The organism is Neptunitalea chrysea, from assembly GCF_027924145.1.
Lineage (GTDB): Bacteria > Bacteroidota > Bacteroidia > Flavobacteriales > Flavobacteriaceae > Neptunitalea > Neptunitalea chrysea.
Window position 1 is genome coordinate 79,601 of record NZ_BRVP01000009.1, and the last position, 15,900, is coordinate 95,500.

Sequence of the window (15,900 nt, forward strand, 5' to 3'; positions counted from 1 at the left end):
ATAGACATTATGAATTTAACACTTAAAATTTGGAGACAGAAAGACTCAAAGGCTAAGGGTCAAATGGTCGAATATAAAGTTACTGATATCTCGGAACATATGTCTTTTCTGGAAATGATGGACGTTTTGAATGAAGGTTTAGTGGCTAAAGGAGAAGAGCCTGTTGCTTTTGACCACGACTGTAGAGAAGGTATCTGCGGTATGTGTTCATTACAAATCAACGGCGAGGCGCATGGTCCAGATCGTGGTATTACCACGTGTCAGTTACACATGCGTATGTTTAACGATGGTGATACAATTGTAATTGAGCCATGGAGAGCTGCTGCATTCCCAGTAATAAAAGACTTAATTGTAGACCGTACTGCTTTTGAAAGAATTCAACAAGCTGGGGGGTATATTTCTATAAATACTTCTGGTAATACACAAGATGCTAACGCTATTCCAATTAGTAAAGAAGCTGCAGACAAGGCTATGGATGCTGCTACTTGTATTGGTTGTGGTGCATGTGTGGCTGCTTGTAAAAATGCCAGTGCTATGTTATTTACGTCTGCTAAAGTATCTCAGTTTGCTTTGTTGCCGCAAGGTAGAGTAGAGGCTACAGAGCGTGTAATGAACATGGTTAAACAAATGGATTTAGAAGGTTTTGGTAACTGTACCAATACAGGAGCTTGTGAGATTGAATGTCCTAAAGGAATTTCTTTAGAGAACATTGCTCGTATGAACCGTGAGTACCTTGCTGCAAGCCTTGCTAAGTCATAATTAAGAAGGAAAGAATTTTACTCTTAGTGATTCATCTTATATTTATACCAAGTAAACCGGGAGCACATTTGTGTTCCCGGTTTTTTTGTTAGTTGGTATGAGTTTTTGGGTGTAAAAAATATTGCTGTTTATTATAAAAATTTACTAAATTCGAACTATTGTAAATTGATAATCTAAACAAATTAACTAACTATTTTATTATTATGGATTGGTATTTAAAGGTTTTAAGGCAGTATGTCGATTTTAAAGGACGTGCAAGAAGACAAGAGTATTGGATGTTCATTTTGTTTAATATAATTTTTAGTATTGTAGCAGCGATTTTAGATATGTTGTTAGGTACTGGACTTGATGATGTAGGAGTTATAAGAACTTTGTACTCATTAGTAGTATTTTTACCTGGTTTTGCTGTAGCTGTACGTAGATTACACGACGTAGGTAAAAGCGGATGGATGTGTCTTGTTGGGTTAATTCCATTAGTAGGAGCAATTTGGCTTATTGTTTTGATGGCAACCGATGGTGAACCAGGAGAAAACAAGTGGGGGCCTAACCCTAAAGAAGTTGCATAAGTAAGAAGTATTTCTTTTTTAAATATAACGAACAGTAGGTTTTTACCTGCTGTTTTTTGTTTGTGGTATTTGTTGTATCTTAACAATTAACAATTAACAATTAACAACTAACAACTAACAACTAACAACTAACAACTAACAACTAACAACTAACAAATTCTTATGTCCAAAAAAATATATTACGCAGTTCTTGTTATATACTTTGCTTTAATGGTAGTTAATACCGTTTCTTTACTTTTTTTAGACACTCTGTTGCTTGCTTTAATAAATAAGTTTCTCCTCATTTCTTTGTTCTTTTTAATCTATGTAGAAACATACTTTATAAAAAGTGCTAGAGCTTGGGTGGTATCGGCTCTTGGGGTTGCTGTCTTTTGTGTAGGGGTGTTGTTTAAAATTACCCATTGGCAGTTTGGTTTTATAAACAGTAGCATTTTAGTGTTATTAAGTGGGCTGATTATTTTGACTAACCTTATTTTGTTTGCTGTTCGCACGAAAGATAAGGGATTGGTTAATTATTTTGTGTTGGGTTATTTAGGGTTGGTGTTTTTTAATTTAGGGGTAAACATTGGTACCAACATTGCGTTGTTATATTTGCCTTTAATGTTAGGTATAGTGGTTACTGGACTTGTGGCTCTTAAAAAGGAAATTTTACTCGGTAATCAAGATTAAATACCGAGGTTTATCTCGAAAGTAAAAATCAGTTTTCAGGAATGCCTGAACGGTTTACTTTGAGGGTAGTTTGTAAAATTACATTTTATTAACCCCATTCACATATAACTTTATTACATACAAGTCTTTGGCAAGCTCAGATCCTTTAAAACCATTAATGTCTGAGTAATTAATATTTTCATTATAGAAGTTAAGGTACTGTTTAGCTAATGAGGTATAGCTCCAATGCCATTTTTCCATACTATATCCGGGTCTACCTGTAGACTTATCTGTGTATACTTGATAGAAACCATAGCTATGAGCATGTTGTTGCAACCAGTTGTATACTTTACGCCCTGCTCCACTCTCAAAATAGGAGTTATTAAGATTGTTTATATCCATATCGGTTCCCCAATGGTGTCTGGATGTAGAGGGCATAGAACTATACTCCAGTATTTTTTTAGCGCGCTCTAGCGGTTCAAGGTCTTTATATTTTTCCCACTTACGCTCCCAAATACCTTTTTGGTAATTAAAGTTACGAGTTCCGGAAATAATGGTAAGCGTAACTCCATCTTTTTTAGCCGCCTCATACATTTTTTTAAAAGCATTAAAAGTTTCCTTCTTTAGGTATAAGTTTTTAGAAGCATACGGAGCTCCTATTTTAGTAAAAGAAGGGTTGGTGGTAAAGTCAAATTTACCCAATACAAATGCTTTTGTAATACCGGTAGTTTGTTTGGTTTCAGAAGTATTTACAACTTCAGAATTAGCCTCCTTAGGAGTTGCTTTAGCTATAGATTTTTCAGATTTCCGAGACGCGTTGTTGCATGAAGCCAAACAAAACATTCCTATGAGAGCCAACTTACCAATACTTTTCATAGCGTTTCTTTTTATCGAAAGATACCGTTTCTATAATGGAATATCTATTAAAGAAGTAATAAAAAAACCGATGGTATATACCATCGGTTTAAATAGCTACGCTTTCCTGCTATGATACGTAGCTACCTCGCCTTATAAAATAGATTTTTGTTGCTCGTAAAATGCAGTTGCTTGCAAACGGGCAATTTCTGCTGCTTTTTCTTTTTTCACACAGTATAATGCTTCATCGGTCTTCAGATCTTCATAAATACGATCGTTCAGATCTCTGTCTGTTTCTTGCTGTTGCTTACGTTGATATGCCTTTTGAGCCAACCATCCAGTTTGAGTTTCTTCTATATCGGCAAGCTTAGCATCGTACTCTCCTTTAGAAGCTAGTAGTTTTATAATTACAGGGGCTGTTTCTATGGTTAGAAATAACAGTGTAATAAAAAGTACCGGTATCCAGGGGAGTTTACCCAAGGCGGTAATACGAGCCATGAGTCCGTCAAAGTTTTCTATCACCGGATTGGTAGTGGTAATTTGTTCCTGTAGTTGGGTATTAAGCGCCTGTATTTCTTTTTCTTTATCAGCTATTTTAAGGCTATTTTGTTCTTTTAGTAATTGCAATTCTTGTAAAGCTGTGTCGTGCTTTTGGCGTTTTTCCTCATATACAGGGCCTTTACCTAATTTTTTGGTACCCGATACACCTTCGGCCTCTTCAATATAGGTTTTATACAATGCATTTACTTCAGTTTCTTTATCGGAAACCTCTTTTTTTAGCATAGAAATAGCGCCCGTTAATTGATTAATATCATTTTGGTAGTAGGCGGTTACTTGCGATTTATTGGTTAGTAATTTGGCATTGCGTTCCTCTTGTAAAACGGCATCAATTTCTTTTTGAAAAATCTTTAATTCCAAAGGTTTAGAAATTACAATAGCAATAATAATGGCTAATATAATACGAGGGGTAGCCTGTACTAGCTCATTAAGTTTAGAATCTTTTTTACGCATGGTACCTACAATGTACCTATCTAAATTAAAGATGAGTAGCCCCCAAATGAGTCCGAAAAACACAGCGGTGTAAACGTTATCAAAAATAGTGTATAGTGCATAAGAACCCGCAATCCAAGCCATAAGTGCCGTAAAGAAAACGGTGGCACCCATGCCTGCATATTTGTTGCGCTCTCCGTTGGAGCAGGTTTCCAGAATAGCTTTATCTGCTCCGGAACAGAGGATAAAAAACTTTTGTATCATAACTGTAGAGATCGTTTTTTGATTGATGATTGATACTGTATATAACGCAATTTTTGGTAAAATGTTACAAGTACATTGTATAATATCTTGTATCTTAGTTTTTTGTAGTAAAAACTTGACTGTAATGAATAGGCAATATGATCATGGATTTGAAAGAAAGGAAACCAATAGTTTTGGCATTGCTGGTTTTACGTTAGCACTGTTAGCTATTTTCTTATTCTGGATTCCTTTTTTAGATTTTATATTATGGATACTAGGAGTCATTTTTAGTATTATTGGTATAGTAAAAGCAGACAAATTAGAGAATGGTATGGGGCTCTCTATAGCCGGACTGGTAATTAGCATTTTAGCCCCCATACTAGTGCTTTTAGGTGGTGTTACTTTTGTAATGATGCTTTTAAGTGTAGCTTGATAATAAGTTTAGAAGTACATTTAATGCTACCTCACCTAGAGAGGTTACCGAAAAAGACAACATACAGTGCCAACTCTTTGCAGAAGTTGGAGCCAATATCCGTATAGAAAAACCGCTATGTGCAGACTATGGGGGTAAATACCAAAATGGGGAGTAATGTGTTTATGAACTTTAATTTTGTACGACTCGATTGTTGCCCTGTTACTATGAGTGATGGTTGTGCCATTGGAGCCAGTTGGTAGGGGAGTTACTAAAAGTATACCTGCACATGTCTTTACGTATAAAGTAACATTTGAAGTATAAAAGCAATTGCGTTAGCTTATAATAATGCAAAATTATTGAAGGAATTAAGAGAATTTTGCTATAATTATCATAAAAAGGGTTTGTAGCTTGCTTTTATGAATTTTATTTTTATAATTGGGGCTGAATTATTAAATTAAAAGGAGGATTTTTATGTTAAAAACCATTGTAAAAGAAGGCGAGAGTATAGAGCGTGCTTTAAAAAGACACAAAAGAAAGTTTAGAAACACTAAGGTGTTAAATGAGTTAAGAGAAAGGCAGCACTTTACAAAACCTTCAGTAGCCAGAAGAAAAGCCAAGCAAAAAGCGGCTCATAAAGAAGCTTTTTTAAGAAATCTGGAAGAATAAAGGTCACAATAATATAGAGAACCACTATTTAACAATAGTGGTTTTTTATTTGTGTATACATAATAACTTTTAAAAATTGGTAGTATCGCATTATCTTAAATTGTATTTTAGCAACCATAAAAATTATAATTATGTCTAAAGTATACAATGCGATTTTAACCATTCACTCTTATTGGGCTTATTTAGTGCTGTTAATTTTGTTTTTAGCAACCATTAATGCAATTGTAAAGTTTATTACTAATAAACCATTTACCGATAAAGATTTACGTATTAGCCTATTTGGGTTAATTGTTTCTCATATACAATTATTAATAGGTATTGTTTTGTACTTTGTTTCACCACGTTTTTCTCAATGGTCTGAGCTAGGTGCAGGGGTAATGAAAAACCCATTATTACGTAAAGTACTTTTAGAGCACCCTTTAACCAATGTTATTGCTATAGCTTTAATTACTATTGGGTGGTCTGTTCATAAAAAGAAAACTACCGCTAAAGCAAAATTTGGTAAAATAGCATTCTTTTACATGGTAGGATTGCTGTTATTTTTGCTTATGATACCTTACCAATTATGGTTTGATTAAGAACGTATTTTTATAAAATATAGAGCCCGTAAGCATAGTATGTTTACGGGTTTTTTTAGTTAATCTTGTATAAACCAAACCTTACTCCGGCTATTATAAAGCTTATAGGTTGCGTTATCTATATTAAATGCTAAAATATAGTTATGATTACTTACTACATAGTCAAAATTATGACAACTTAATTTGTAAAAATATTGAGGTAAGTCCTCTTCAGATTCAGTTGCGAGCTGTTCTAAGCTTTCTGGGTAGTTACTGTGATGTAATTTGTATTTATCTATGCAGGCAATAAGATTTTCGGCATGTTTTTGGTTAATGTAGTTTTTAACTTGATAGGTGGCTACGCATAACATTAACGAGCCTACAGAAAAACCAAGTAAGCGCACTAAATATTGGTTTTTTACTTTATCTAATGTTGAATAGGTTAGCCAAATACCAGAGACAACTGTGCCAAATAAAATGACTACAAAAAAGTATACAAACTGAGTAAAAGACCCCAAGCCAAAGTATACTCCGGTTAGTATGGTTAACAATAGAAAAATAATTATACGAGCAATTTTCACCCTATAAATAGTTTTAATTAATTGGTTTACTGTCTTGTATATCTGTGTGGTGTTTGTTAACTATTTGTAAAAATAAGGATATTTATTTTAATGATTTGATGTTATAAGTGTTAAATATTTATTTTTTTAGCTGTTATTTATAAAAGTGTTGCAGTTTTATTCTAGTTTGTAAGTAAATTACTTTGGGGCAAGCCTTCCAAGTATTTAATCTCAATTATTGAGTAAATTATGAGATGAGTTCAATTGTTGAGGAGAGTTAATCACTAATGTAGTATACAATGTACGTAAAATTATTTTTAGTATGTACTAGTAACTTCTAAAATGTGTAGCAGGTTATCAAAAGTTTTATAGAAAAGTAATAGTACCACAAAGGTAATGGTTACCCATCCGTGTTTACTTTTTAATTAAATCGCTTTGCCACTTAGGCGCAGCACCATGGTCACCAAAAACATTCCAATACCTAGATAAAAAATGTAATGACCATGTGCACGAGTAGCAGCGGTATGCGCATATACTTTTGTGCCGTTAGGTAATGTCTTTTTATTAGCAAACAACGAGTAGCCTATAAGAATTCCTATAAAGCCGCCCAATAGTGCAAATAGATATCCGGAAAAAATCCACGGTGTCTGATTTTTTTCTGGTTGAGATAAATCTTTTAAACGCTGGCGTTTTAAAGCCTCTAATACATCGTTGTCTATTGTTTTCCCTCGATTTTTAAGTATTTTTTGAGCCAACTGATAATCTAAATCACCCCACTCATCATATTTTAATAAAACGTCATATAACTCTTCGTTTGTAAAACTAAATAAATAATATTCAGGATCTATGTCATCCAGATTTTCTTTGTATTCATTTTTCACCAATGCTTCGGCTTTAGCAAAATAATTTTGTGGTATTTGTACTTCTACTTGATGAGTTACAGTGCTACCAGAAAAGGTAGTATCAAGAGGAGGTACATTGTCGGCTAACTGAGTAGGGATATTTTTGCCTTCCAAAAATGTAGCCATATCATTGGCTTGTTCTAACGTAGTAAAAAACCTGAACGCCCTAAAGGATTGGTCTGCCATGGAGGTAAAAGTATTAGTAGTTAATCGAATATAAACATTAATTCTCAAACATTTTAGACATGCTATTTAAACTGGCGGAAACGTCAAAATAGAGACCTTTTACTTCATCCGGGTTTTCGGATATTTCCATGTAGTCGTATTTATGATGTATAAGACTTTGCCCCTCAAAGGTGTACTCGTTTATTTCAAGAATAATGTACTCATGCGCAACGTAAATAACGTAGTAAGCCGTTTCTTCTGTTAGCCCGTTACCTGAGCTAAATATAGCATCTATTATCGATCTAAACATTTGTAGCTTTTGATGAAATGCTTCTTCCATCTGAAGGTGTTCGTACGCATATAGCTGATAGTTTATAGTGCGCAATTCAAATGGGTTTTCGGCTAGTATCAAATCACCAAAACGAATAATGTCTTTCATATCTTCTTTGGTGGGGTTGGCTTCTTTAAGAACAGTTTGTAAACTGTCTTTATAAGTAGAGCGAGCATAGGGATTATACCCATCCTGAAACTGAAAACCATAGTATAGATGTCGTTTCTCATCTATAGTCATGGTTGAATCTCCTTTTTGAAATTTTTCCATGAGCTTAGGATAATAAAAATCAGATCTTTTTTTAGAAATCTCTTTTTCTATATTTTCATAATTTGGCTGACTAAAATCAACCGACTCTTGTCCATAGCTATTTATAAATAGCATGAAAAAGAAAGCTGTAAGCAATAATTTCATAGCAATAAGTACTCTTATTTCAAATTACTTTGGAGTGTAAATAGTAAAGTAAATATAAGTAATCTAAAGTAGTTATTGTGTTAAACAATTGCTTACTTTTTGTAAAAAAAATGAGTTTAGTTTGTTCTATTGAATTAGTGAGATTATGACCTGTTCTAGATATATTAGTAAGCGTATCTAATATAGGTGCTTCATGATTTTATTTATTTTGTTGATATAGCCAGCTTCCTATTCTTTTAGCATTTGTAAGTAGTGCATAGCCTAGTATTACAGATGCCCCAGAGGTAATCCATTTTCTGTAATAATTAGTGATAGGATACAAAGATTCCGTTGAAGAGTGAGCAGCTACTTTTTCTTTAAATGCCAAAATACAATAATAGCAGAAATCGAATATCTGGTTTACAATTAAATATCCTCCAATACATACAACAGCAACGGTAAATATACCTTGTAAGTTAAAGTTACCAATAACAATTTGGTCATCATCAAAATGACGGTCTAACTTCAAGAAGTTAATAATTGCATCTGTATAATGGTTTATTAGCCAAAATAAGATAGCTAATAGTATAATATAAATAAAAGTCATAACAATGTCAATGTATGGTATTTGCGGAGTCATAGCTATCCAGCTAATATTGAAGATATTAGTGATTAGCATGTAAAGAGCAGATGTTTTAATTAGTAAGCGTAGAAAATCTCGTTTTGTCATGATGTTGTTGTTATTTATTGGTTGTTTATGTAATTTAATTTAGCGTATGCTAGTATATAAACCTATTCTCCACTTATTTTTCCTTTTTTCTTTAAAAAATAATAGATACCTCCGGTAACCAATAAGAAGCCTATTAAAGCTATAATTATTTCTAAGATTGGTATGGCTGTATGATATGAAGAGGGTAAGTAATCTCTATGAAATGAAGTGGTTAAAATAATTATCTGCTCTATGGTGAACAGGAAAAAAGGAAGTGTTAGCAATCTGTACAAAAGGGCTTTTCTTAAAAATGGAATCCATAGCAGTTGCGATAGCACTAATAGTAGTAACGGATTAAACCAAATACCATAACCATAAGAACCGGTAAGGCGTTGTAAATAGTGTTGTTGTTGTTCTAAGGTGGCCTCTTGGTAGTACCATAACAGGGTATTTACAGTAACCAAAATACCCATTACAATACCTATAGTACCCATCAATTTACAAGCAATAGCATCATACTTTTTTACAGATTTATTGTTTCTTTTAAAAAGTATCCATAGTATATAAAAAAGTGTGTAGAGGCCAAAACTTTTAAATACGTAGTGAAAAAGGTAGTATTCTATTCCTTGTAACAGTTGATTCATCGGTTTTATATCTTTTTGTCTAGACTTCTGTTTATTATAAAAAATAACAATGTACAAATTATAAGACCAACTATGGCACCATAAAGTAGTGAGGTATTAAATAGTGAAGGTTTTATAGGGAACACTAAGTTTTCATGTTTTATAGATAGGAGCGGATAGGTTTTTATAGCAATAATTTTGCGTGCTATATTAGCTATAGCCAAAACTAGTACACTATGGTTATTATAAGCTGTTTTTTGGTAAACTTGGCAATACTATTCGCTATTTTTAAGAGTACAGGTACGGCCCCTAAAATTAAGGCAAAGCTCATTTTTGTATAAAAAGGTTCAGATAGGTTGTTGTAGGATAATTGAACTAAATCATTATTAATTAAATAATTGATAGCTGCTAAAAAGTTATCGTGTAGTATAAACCCAACAAAAAATAAAACAATACTACCAATATAGTAGCGTATAGTAGTTTTCATATTTGTTATATTAAATTGTTTAAAGATACAATATTTTGTAATTAGAGGGGGCTTTTAAAGGTAAGTATACCGCTCTTTACTAGCGGTATACATAAAAGTTTTAAAACTAAAAGAATGATGATGAGGAGAGTTTTATTGCTTCTTACTATATTAAGTATTAAGCCGTTAAAATATTATAATGGCGAATATATTTTAAACGATAACAGCTAGTTCTTAATGGAGTGTTAATTGTGATGTAGTAATAGTTAAAATAGAAGTATTATGCGTAATGAAAGGACAATTTTATACGCTTTTAAGTAGTGTTACCCAATAAGTTTAAAGAAGAAAAAAGTAACTAAAATTAGTACAATAGCGCCCAAACCAATACCGGTAGCTATATTTTTATAACCAGATTTATGCATAATTATGCCTAGCGAAGTTAAAAACGCTAAAGCGGGTATCATTAGTAGAATGTTGTTTATACCTCCTATAACTAAAAGGCTTACTAATAAGACCATAATAGCCATAAGAATACCCACTATTAAGTGAAGTATAGTAAGTAGCATTCCGGTTAAGGAGGACGAATTATGGTTCATATCTTGCGGCATGTGTATGTGATGTTTCACGTTACTCTTTAATACATTTTTATAAAATCAAAGATACGATCCCCTGTTTGCTTTAAGTATCAAAGGAATCATAAATAGTATCAAAGAAACGCTAAAATTACGGCTTAGAAAGCTGTATTTTGGGAGTGAATAGGGATGGTTTTTAATGGTTTAAATAGCATATATGAACTAGCCTCTGGTGCCCAACTTAAAAAAACTACCTTTGCAGTATGACTACAGATGTTTTGGTAATAGGAGGCGGTGCGGCCGGATTTTTTACTGCAATAAATATTGCACAACAAAGCGCTCTTAAAGTTGTAATTGCTGAGCGCGGTAAAGAAGTACTTTCTAAGGTGAAAATATCTGGAGGAGGGCGTTGCAATGTAACCCATGCCGAATTTGTACCAAAAGAACTGGCTAAAAACTACCCTAGAGGAGAACGTGAATTGAATGGTCCCTTTCATACGTTTATGAGTGGTGATGTAATGGAGTGGTTTGATACTCGTGGAGTCGCCTTGAAGATTGAAGAAGACGGGCGCATTTTTCCGGAGAGTGATAGTTCGCAAACCATCATCGATTGTTTTTTGAGCGAAGCTAAGAAATACGGAGTCACCGTTTTAAAAGGGGTTCCGGTTAAAGATATTGTACCCGAAGATGAAGGGTATAAAGTACAATTGGGGACCGATACTGTTACTGCCAAGAAAGTGGTAGTAGCTACAGGAAGTAATCCTAAAATCTGGAAGGTATTAGAAGCGCTAGGGCATACTATTGTGCCACCGGTACCATCGTTGTTTACCTTTAATTGTAAGCACCCATTGCTAAAACCCATTCCGGGATTGGCAACAATGGCATTGGTAAAAATACCAGGGACTAAACTAGAATCTGTTGGACCTTTATTGGTAACTCATTGGGGATTTAGCGGTCCTGCCGTATTGAAATTATCTGCTTGGGGGGCTCGTGCCTTAGCGGATAAAGCGTATAAGTTTAACATACAGGTAAACTGGTTACATACAGTGAGTTTTGATGAGGCAATGGAAGTGTTGAAAGATTGTAAAGAACATCAGCCTAAAAAAAACATTGGGAATACTCGTGTATTCGATATTCCAAAACGTTTATGGGAGGGTATTGTAAAGGAACTAAACCTAACCGAAATTCGTTGGGCAGATGTCTCTAAAAAACAACTCAACCAATTAGCCACTGCTTCAACTGCTGCTACCTTTACCATTAATGGTAAGAGCACCTTTAAAGAAGAGTTTGTTACTGCCGGAGGGGTAGAGCTCAAAGAGGTGAACTTTAAAACCTTTGAAAGCAAATTACACGCTAACCTTTACCTTGCTGGTGAGGTGTTAAATATAGATGCCATTACCGGAGGATTTAACTTTCAGAATGCCTGGACGGGTGGCTTTATTGTAGCAAAAGCTGTTGTGGGTTAATGGGAATCATTAAAATTACTTATAACCACTTTTTTAAGTATTGGAAACAGTTAAAGATAAACAAAGGATTTATCAATTATAATGTGGTGATGTCTTGATTTTTCATTATGATCTAAATAATTTAATATTCAAAGATACTTAATTTTTAAGTAAAAAAATGTTAATCCTATTAAATTTATTGTGTTACTTCTGCTAATATATTTTTTATATCCAGGCCATTAAGAGCTGAGTCTTTCAGTGCTTCACTGTATAGACCTCTGTCTAGAGTTAATGCTTTTTTTAAGTATTCCCTAGCATTTAGCCTAAGGTCTTTACCATAATCATCTTCTTTATTTTCATTATCTAGCTCATTATATTCACGGTTGTAATTACAACTTAAATTGTAAAATGCAGGTGGGAATTTTGGATTTTTCTCAGTGAATTCTTTTAGCTTTTTATTTGACTTACTGAATTGTTTTAAAAATCTGCTTCTAATAAAACAAGCATTTAGAAAACTGTAATAATCTTTGCTGTTTTTTTCATAAGCAATTTCAAAAGCCTTTGCAGCTGCATCGTATTCTTTCTGTAGGTATAAAAATTTAGCTAGACGTTTTGTATAAAAGGGATCTAATTTATTGAGTCCATTATTACTTACATACTGCAAAATTAGATTTTTCTGTTTTACACTAAATGACTTGAAATCATCGTTTTTTAAAACATTATTTATATGGGCTTCTTTAGAATCCATTAATGTATTATTTAATAGATGTTTAATGTTCATGTCATTTTTAACAAGCATTTCAAATATTTTTGTTACAGTAATTAGAAAGAATACTATAAAGCCTAAGATGAAAAAGAAAATTATTAATGCACCTACTATTAACACATGTCTTTGAAAATCGCCAGAGATGTAAAATGATATATCTTTTATTAATTCACTAAAATATTTAATTATTGATTTTATTTCAACCAGAGATACTCCAACAATAATTTTAGTTAACCAACTTGTAATTTCTTTTAGAGATGGATTTTTGTCGTATTGATGATCAACAATATTGTTTTCAGAATTTTCATTATGAGCTTTATAATTAGGTAGTCCAAAGAGGAAACCAAATATGCTTCCGGTAAAAAAACTGGCTAAAGTGAGTATAATTAATGATGAGCTAACTCTTAAGAAATCAGAAGGAGTGTTTAAAGAATATAGTGAGATAAGTAAGACAGAAACAATAAATAGGATAAAAGTATAACTTAAAAAGGTGGTTTCTTTTATTGATGAGTACCATTTTTTAGATGTATTTAATATTGTTTTTCTTTCGAAAGGAGTTTCTTTTTTTGACTTTTTAGGTTCAATTATATGTAACTCCGCCTCTTCTTCTTCAGACATTGAGCTTGCTAATTTGGTTTTACTATATAGTGTAAAAATACAATTATTTTTTATGCATTAAGGTGGTTTTGTTGATTTTTTAATTGTTTTAAATAATTGTTTAACAATGTATTACAATATTTCATACAATACCGGTTTGCTAGGCGAAGCATCATTTACAAACGACGCTATTTGAAGGTTTAGCAAATACGGTCCGTCTGCAACGGTATCGGGTACGTATATAAATTCGGTAATGGTAGCATCTAGTCTAAGCTCACCGTGATAGTTCCAAAAGGCTTTGTGAGCCAGCAGGGCACCGTTGTCTTTTTCTTTATCTACCGATGGTAAATCAATGAGTAAATGCTTTATCCCAATTTCTTTTAAAAACAAGGCGGCGGCTTCTAATAAGTATGGCGGATTGCTATGCGCGTATTGTTTGCGTAATTTTGTTTGTGGGTTGGGGTAGGTGCGTATCACAACGGCTTCGGGGGTAGTGCCCTCTAAAGCGGTTTCCAATTGTGAACGTGTAATTACCAAATCTTCACCTTGGGGTTCTGGTGTCACCGACACCAATTGCGTTATGAAAAAGTAGGTGGTTAACACCTCATTTACATTGTAAAATTCTTTGGTAATATGCCCTACACATTCGGTATGGGTACCATGCCCATGGGGATTAAACAGTATGTTGTTAAAGTTGGTAGAACTTCCTGCGGCAACACTTCCAACAAAATCACCATCGGTTACGGGTTGTATGGTTGGGTGTGGTACATACCAAGCATTTACATTATCAGGAGTACCTGTTAAAGGAATGGAAATATCTATAGGTAGGCTAAAGTCTGCCTGATACTGTTTACCGGAATGTGTAATAGCTACTTTCACTACTCTGCTGTTTCTTCCAAATTTAACAGAAATAAATCAGAAGCCAATCCGTCTGCTAAAAACTTTCCTTTAGCGGTGGTTTTTAGTACGGTTCCGTGTGGAGTAGTTTCTAAGGCTAATAAACCATGTTCTACAGGTTTAGCTGCTTGTTCTAAAAGGTAGTTATGGCAGGTGTCGCCAAATTCCTGCTGAACTCTATTTACCGATACGCCCCAAATGGTACGTAGACCGGTCATTATTGCCTCATTGTAACGGTCGGTTAGTGTTAGGGTTTCTACCTCAGCAGGTAGTATGCCTTCCTGTAAACTCTTAATATATTTGGTATTGTTGGCAATATTCCAGCTACGTTGCACACCATTGTAACTATGTGCAGACGGACCAATACCTATGTATTTTTTGCCCAGCCAATAAGCCGTATTGTTCTTGCTAAAATAGTCGGGTTTCCCAAAATTAGATAGTTCGTAATGTATAAAACCGTTGTTGGCTAGGGTGTCTACTAATAAGTAAAAGTGTTCTTGTGCTACGGCATCGTCAACATCGGGCACGGTGCCTTTGGCTATAAAACTAGCTAATGCCGTTTTAGGTTCAACTGTAAGAGCATAACTGCTAATATGCGGAATACCAAAATCTAATGCCTTCTGTACATTTTGCAACCAACGTTCGTTCGTCATATTCGGAATCCCGTAGATGAGGTCTATGGTAATATTATCAAAATATACGGTAGCCTCTCTAATACATTTTTCCGCTTCGGTAGCATTGTGGGCTCTGTTCATTAGCTGCAAATCTTCCTCAAAAAAGCTTTGCACTCCAATGCTTAGTCTATTAATACCAATGGCTTTGTACTGCTCAAACACATCCGTATCTAAATCGTCGGGGTTTGCTTCTAAGGTAATCTCAGGATTAGAAACTACCGTGTAGTGCGCATACACCTGTTGGATGAGGTCGTTAATTTCAGCTACCGATAATATGCTAGGCGTGCCCCCACCAAAGTAGATGGTTTCTACAGGGCTATTTTCAAATTCGGTTTTGCGCAGTGTAATTTCAGTCTTTAAAGCAGCAATCATTTCTTCTTTCTTTTTTAATGAAGTAGAAAAATGGAAGTCGCAATAATGACATGCCTGTTTGCAAAATGGAATATGAATATAAATACCGGCCATAGGTGTTATTGGGTTAACAGGGCAAAGGTACGGGAATTTATAATTAAGAATTATTGATTAAGGGCTATGGATTATTTTTTTACGGTATAAAAACCCTACATTTAATACCAAAACAATCTGCAATGAAGAAATATTATATTTTGGCGTTACTTAGCATGCTATTATTGGGGTGCAGCCATACATCTGAGTACAAGGAGGTAGTGTTAGAGGGTTCTCTTTATTTTTGAAAAGATGCTAATACTTTGGAAGTATAGTAATCGGATGGAACAGATACGAGTATCACATGGGTAAAAGATAACTTGTATAGATACAATTATGTAAACTACCAAGTGGAATATAAAATTATTGAGGGTAAAACACTTGTAGGTATGTAGTAAAAAGTTTCTTTATTGTAAAGATTATGTACAAGGTTGTAGAAAAAGAAAGGGAATTAAGTTTTTTTTGTATTATTTTTATGTTTTTAACTATTTAAGTGTTATTTTTAAAAAATAGTATTCTAAAAAATACCATGTTTGAATAGAATTGTTATTTTTGATATCTATAATTTAAGGTACTTTCTATATACGTTTAGAAAGCATATGGAGCACAGTTGTAAAGTACCAAAACAAGTAGTAAGTAATAGTTGGTAATATCTTT

The 15,900-nt window shown here is 33.7% G+C and carries 19 protein-coding genes; 7 read left to right on the forward strand and 12 right to left on the reverse strand.

The window, feature by feature from the left end; genetic code table 11:
• The 3 genes from NBRC110019_RS07995 (at position 1) to NBRC110019_RS08005 (ending at position 1,994) form a co-directional block, all read left to right on the forward strand.
• Positions 1-759, forward strand: a complete 759-nt coding sequence (locus tag NBRC110019_RS07995; protein ID WP_281753986.1) for a succinate dehydrogenase/fumarate reductase iron-sulfur subunit — start codon at positions 1-3, stop codon at positions 757-759.
• Between the two features lie 203 nt (positions 760-962).
• Positions 963-1,325, forward strand: coding sequence for a DUF805 domain-containing protein (locus NBRC110019_RS08000; RefSeq protein WP_281753861.1), 363 nt, complete (start codon positions 963-965; stop codon positions 1,323-1,325).
• 162 nt (positions 1,326-1,487) lie between these two features.
• Positions 1,488-1,994 carry a hypothetical protein gene (locus NBRC110019_RS08005; protein WP_281753862.1) on the forward strand — a complete coding sequence of 169 codons (507 nt, stop codon included), beginning with the start codon at positions 1,488-1,490 and terminating at the stop codon, positions 1,992-1,994.
• Between the two features lie 78 nt (positions 1,995-2,072).
• Here NBRC110019_RS08005 and NBRC110019_RS08010 read toward each other — a convergent pair whose 3' ends face one another.
• Together NBRC110019_RS08010 and NBRC110019_RS08015 are read right to left on the reverse strand one after the other, a co-directional pair.
• On the reverse strand, positions 2,073-2,849 hold the full coding sequence (locus NBRC110019_RS08010; protein ID WP_281753863.1) for a M15 family metallopeptidase: 777 nt from the start codon (positions 2,847-2,849) through the stop codon (positions 2,073-2,075).
• Between the two features lie 132 nt (positions 2,850-2,981).
• The gene (locus tag NBRC110019_RS08015) at positions 2,982-4,082 is read right to left on the reverse strand and encodes a DUF4407 domain-containing protein (RefSeq protein WP_281753864.1); all 1,101 of its coding nucleotides are present in this window, start codon (positions 4,080-4,082) and stop codon (positions 2,982-2,984) included.
• Positions 4,083-4,206: 124 nt separating this feature from the next.
• Here NBRC110019_RS08015 and NBRC110019_RS08020 point away from each other — a divergent pair, with 124 nt between their 5' ends.
• The 3 genes from NBRC110019_RS08020 to NBRC110019_RS08030 all read left to right on the forward strand — a co-directional run bounded on the left by NBRC110019_RS08020 (position 4,207) and on the right by NBRC110019_RS08030 (position 5,720).
• On the forward strand, positions 4,207-4,494 hold the full coding sequence (locus tag NBRC110019_RS08020; RefSeq protein ID WP_281753865.1) for a hypothetical protein: 288 nt from the start codon (positions 4,207-4,209) through the stop codon (positions 4,492-4,494).
• 453 nt (positions 4,495-4,947) lie between these two features.
• The gene (gene rpsU / locus NBRC110019_RS08025; RefSeq protein WP_281753866.1) at positions 4,948-5,142 is read left to right on the forward strand and encodes a 30S ribosomal protein S21; all 195 of its coding nucleotides are present in this window, start codon (positions 4,948-4,950) and stop codon (positions 5,140-5,142) included.
• Positions 5,143-5,273: 131 nt separating this feature from the next.
• A complete protein-coding gene (locus tag NBRC110019_RS08030; protein ID WP_281753867.1) occupies positions 5,274-5,720 on the forward strand; it encodes a hypothetical protein in 447 nt (148 codons plus the stop codon).
• A 59-nt stretch (positions 5,721-5,779) separates the two neighbouring features.
• Here NBRC110019_RS08030 and NBRC110019_RS08035 read toward each other — a convergent pair whose 3' ends face one another.
• From NBRC110019_RS08035 to NBRC110019_RS08065, 7 genes are all read right to left on the reverse strand, one after another.
• Positions 5,780-6,280, reverse strand: coding sequence for a hypothetical protein (locus tag NBRC110019_RS08035; RefSeq protein WP_281753868.1), 501 nt, complete (start codon positions 6,278-6,280; stop codon positions 5,780-5,782).
• 404 nt (positions 6,281-6,684) lie between these two features.
• Entirely contained in the window at positions 6,685-7,347 is a 663-nt protein-coding gene (locus NBRC110019_RS08040) for a hypothetical protein (protein ID WP_281753869.1), read from the reverse strand.
• A gap of 37 nt (positions 7,348-7,384) precedes the next feature.
• Positions 7,385-8,071 carry a DUF4919 domain-containing protein gene (locus NBRC110019_RS08045; protein ID WP_281753870.1) on the reverse strand — a complete coding sequence of 229 codons (687 nt, stop codon included), beginning with the start codon at positions 8,069-8,071 and terminating at the stop codon, positions 7,385-7,387.
• A gap of 199 nt (positions 8,072-8,270) precedes the next feature.
• Positions 8,271-8,780 carry a hypothetical protein gene (locus NBRC110019_RS08050; protein WP_281753872.1) on the reverse strand — a complete coding sequence of 170 codons (510 nt, stop codon included), beginning with the start codon at positions 8,778-8,780 and terminating at the stop codon, positions 8,271-8,273.
• 62 nt (positions 8,781-8,842) lie between these two features.
• Positions 8,843-9,403, reverse strand: coding sequence for a hypothetical protein (locus NBRC110019_RS08055; RefSeq protein WP_281753874.1), 561 nt, complete (start codon positions 9,401-9,403; stop codon positions 8,843-8,845).
• A gap of 205 nt (positions 9,404-9,608) precedes the next feature.
• Positions 9,609-9,869 (reverse strand): hypothetical protein, encoded by a 261-nt coding sequence (locus NBRC110019_RS08060; protein ID WP_281753875.1) that lies wholly within the window; start codon positions 9,867-9,869, stop codon positions 9,609-9,611.
• Between the two features lie 302 nt (positions 9,870-10,171).
• Positions 10,172-10,456, reverse strand: a complete 285-nt coding sequence (locus tag NBRC110019_RS08065) for a hypothetical protein (protein WP_281753877.1) — start codon at positions 10,454-10,456, stop codon at positions 10,172-10,174.
• Positions 10,457-10,683: 227 nt separating this feature from the next.
• Here NBRC110019_RS08065 and NBRC110019_RS08070 point away from each other — a divergent pair, with 227 nt between their 5' ends.
• Positions 10,684-11,886, forward strand: a complete 1,203-nt coding sequence (locus NBRC110019_RS08070) for a BaiN/RdsA family NAD(P)/FAD-dependent oxidoreductase (RefSeq protein ID WP_281753879.1) — start codon at positions 10,684-10,686, stop codon at positions 11,884-11,886.
• A 175-nt stretch (positions 11,887-12,061) separates the two neighbouring features.
• On the opposite strand, the gene NBRC110019_RS08075 is transcribed toward NBRC110019_RS08070, so the two are convergent.
• The 3 genes from NBRC110019_RS08075 to hemW all read right to left on the reverse strand — a co-directional run bounded on the left by NBRC110019_RS08075 (position 12,062) and on the right by hemW (position 15,264).
• A complete protein-coding gene (locus tag NBRC110019_RS08075) occupies positions 12,062-13,249 on the reverse strand; it encodes a tetratricopeptide repeat protein (RefSeq protein ID WP_281753880.1) in 1,188 nt (395 codons plus the stop codon).
• Positions 13,250-13,360: 111 nt separating this feature from the next.
• Positions 13,361-14,107: a cyclase family protein gene (locus NBRC110019_RS08080; RefSeq protein ID WP_281753881.1), complete on the reverse strand. Its 747-nt coding sequence runs from the start codon at positions 14,105-14,107 to the stop codon at positions 13,361-13,363.
• Complete coding sequence (gene hemW / locus NBRC110019_RS08085; RefSeq protein WP_281753883.1) at positions 14,107-15,264, reverse strand: radical SAM family heme chaperone HemW; 1,158 nt, start codon at positions 15,262-15,264, stop codon at positions 14,107-14,109. Before hemW ends, NBRC110019_RS08080 begins: the two co-directional genes overlap by 1 nt.
• Positions 15,265-15,900 lie beyond the last annotated feature (636 nt).

Bases quoted from the DNA above. Each gene is read 5' to 3' on its own strand.
- NBRC110019_RS08000 (WP_281753861.1), top strand. From the start codon at position 963: ATGGATTGGTATTTAAAGGTTTTAAGGCAGTATGTCGATTTTAAAGGA.
- NBRC110019_RS08005 (WP_281753862.1), top strand. From the start codon at position 1,488: ATGTCCAAAAAAATATATTACGCAGTTCTTGTTATATACTTTGCTTTA.
- NBRC110019_RS08010 (WP_281753863.1), bottom strand. From the start codon at position 2,849: ATGAAAAGTATTGGTAAGTTGGCTCTCATAGGAATGTTTTGTTTGGCT.
- NBRC110019_RS08015 (WP_281753864.1), bottom strand. From the start codon at position 4,082: ATGATACAAAAGTTTTTTATCCTCTGTTCCGGAGCAGATAAAGCTATT.
- NBRC110019_RS08020 (WP_281753865.1), top strand. From the start codon at position 4,207: ATGAATAGGCAATATGATCATGGATTTGAAAGAAAGGAAACCAATAGT.
- rpsU (WP_281753866.1), top strand. From the start codon at position 4,948: ATGTTAAAAACCATTGTAAAAGAAGGCGAGAGTATAGAGCGTGCTTTA.
- NBRC110019_RS08030 (WP_281753867.1), top strand. From the start codon at position 5,274: ATGTCTAAAGTATACAATGCGATTTTAACCATTCACTCTTATTGGGCT.
- NBRC110019_RS08040 (WP_281753869.1), bottom strand. From the start codon at position 7,347: ATGGCAGACCAATCCTTTAGGGCGTTCAGGTTTTTTACTACGTTAGAA.
- NBRC110019_RS08045 (WP_281753870.1), bottom strand. From the start codon at position 8,071: ATGAAATTATTGCTTACAGCTTTCTTTTTCATGCTATTTATAAATAGC.
- NBRC110019_RS08050 (WP_281753872.1), bottom strand. From the start codon at position 8,780: ATGACAAAACGAGATTTTCTACGCTTACTAATTAAAACATCTGCTCTT.
- NBRC110019_RS08055 (WP_281753874.1), bottom strand. From the start codon at position 9,403: ATGAATCAACTGTTACAAGGAATAGAATACTACCTTTTTCACTACGTA.
- NBRC110019_RS08060 (WP_281753875.1), bottom strand. From the start codon at position 9,869: ATGAAAACTACTATACGCTACTATATTGGTAGTATTGTTTTATTTTTT.
- NBRC110019_RS08065 (WP_281753877.1), bottom strand. From the start codon at position 10,456: ATGCCGCAAGATATGAACCATAATTCGTCCTCCTTAACCGGAATGCTA.
- NBRC110019_RS08070 (WP_281753879.1), top strand. From the start codon at position 10,684: ATGACTACAGATGTTTTGGTAATAGGAGGCGGTGCGGCCGGATTTTTT.
- NBRC110019_RS08075 (WP_281753880.1), bottom strand. From the start codon at position 13,249: ATGTCTGAAGAAGAAGAGGCGGAGTTACATATAATTGAACCTAAAAAG.
- hemW (WP_281753883.1), bottom strand. From the start codon at position 15,264: ATGGCCGGTATTTATATTCATATTCCATTTTGCAAACAGGCATGTCAT.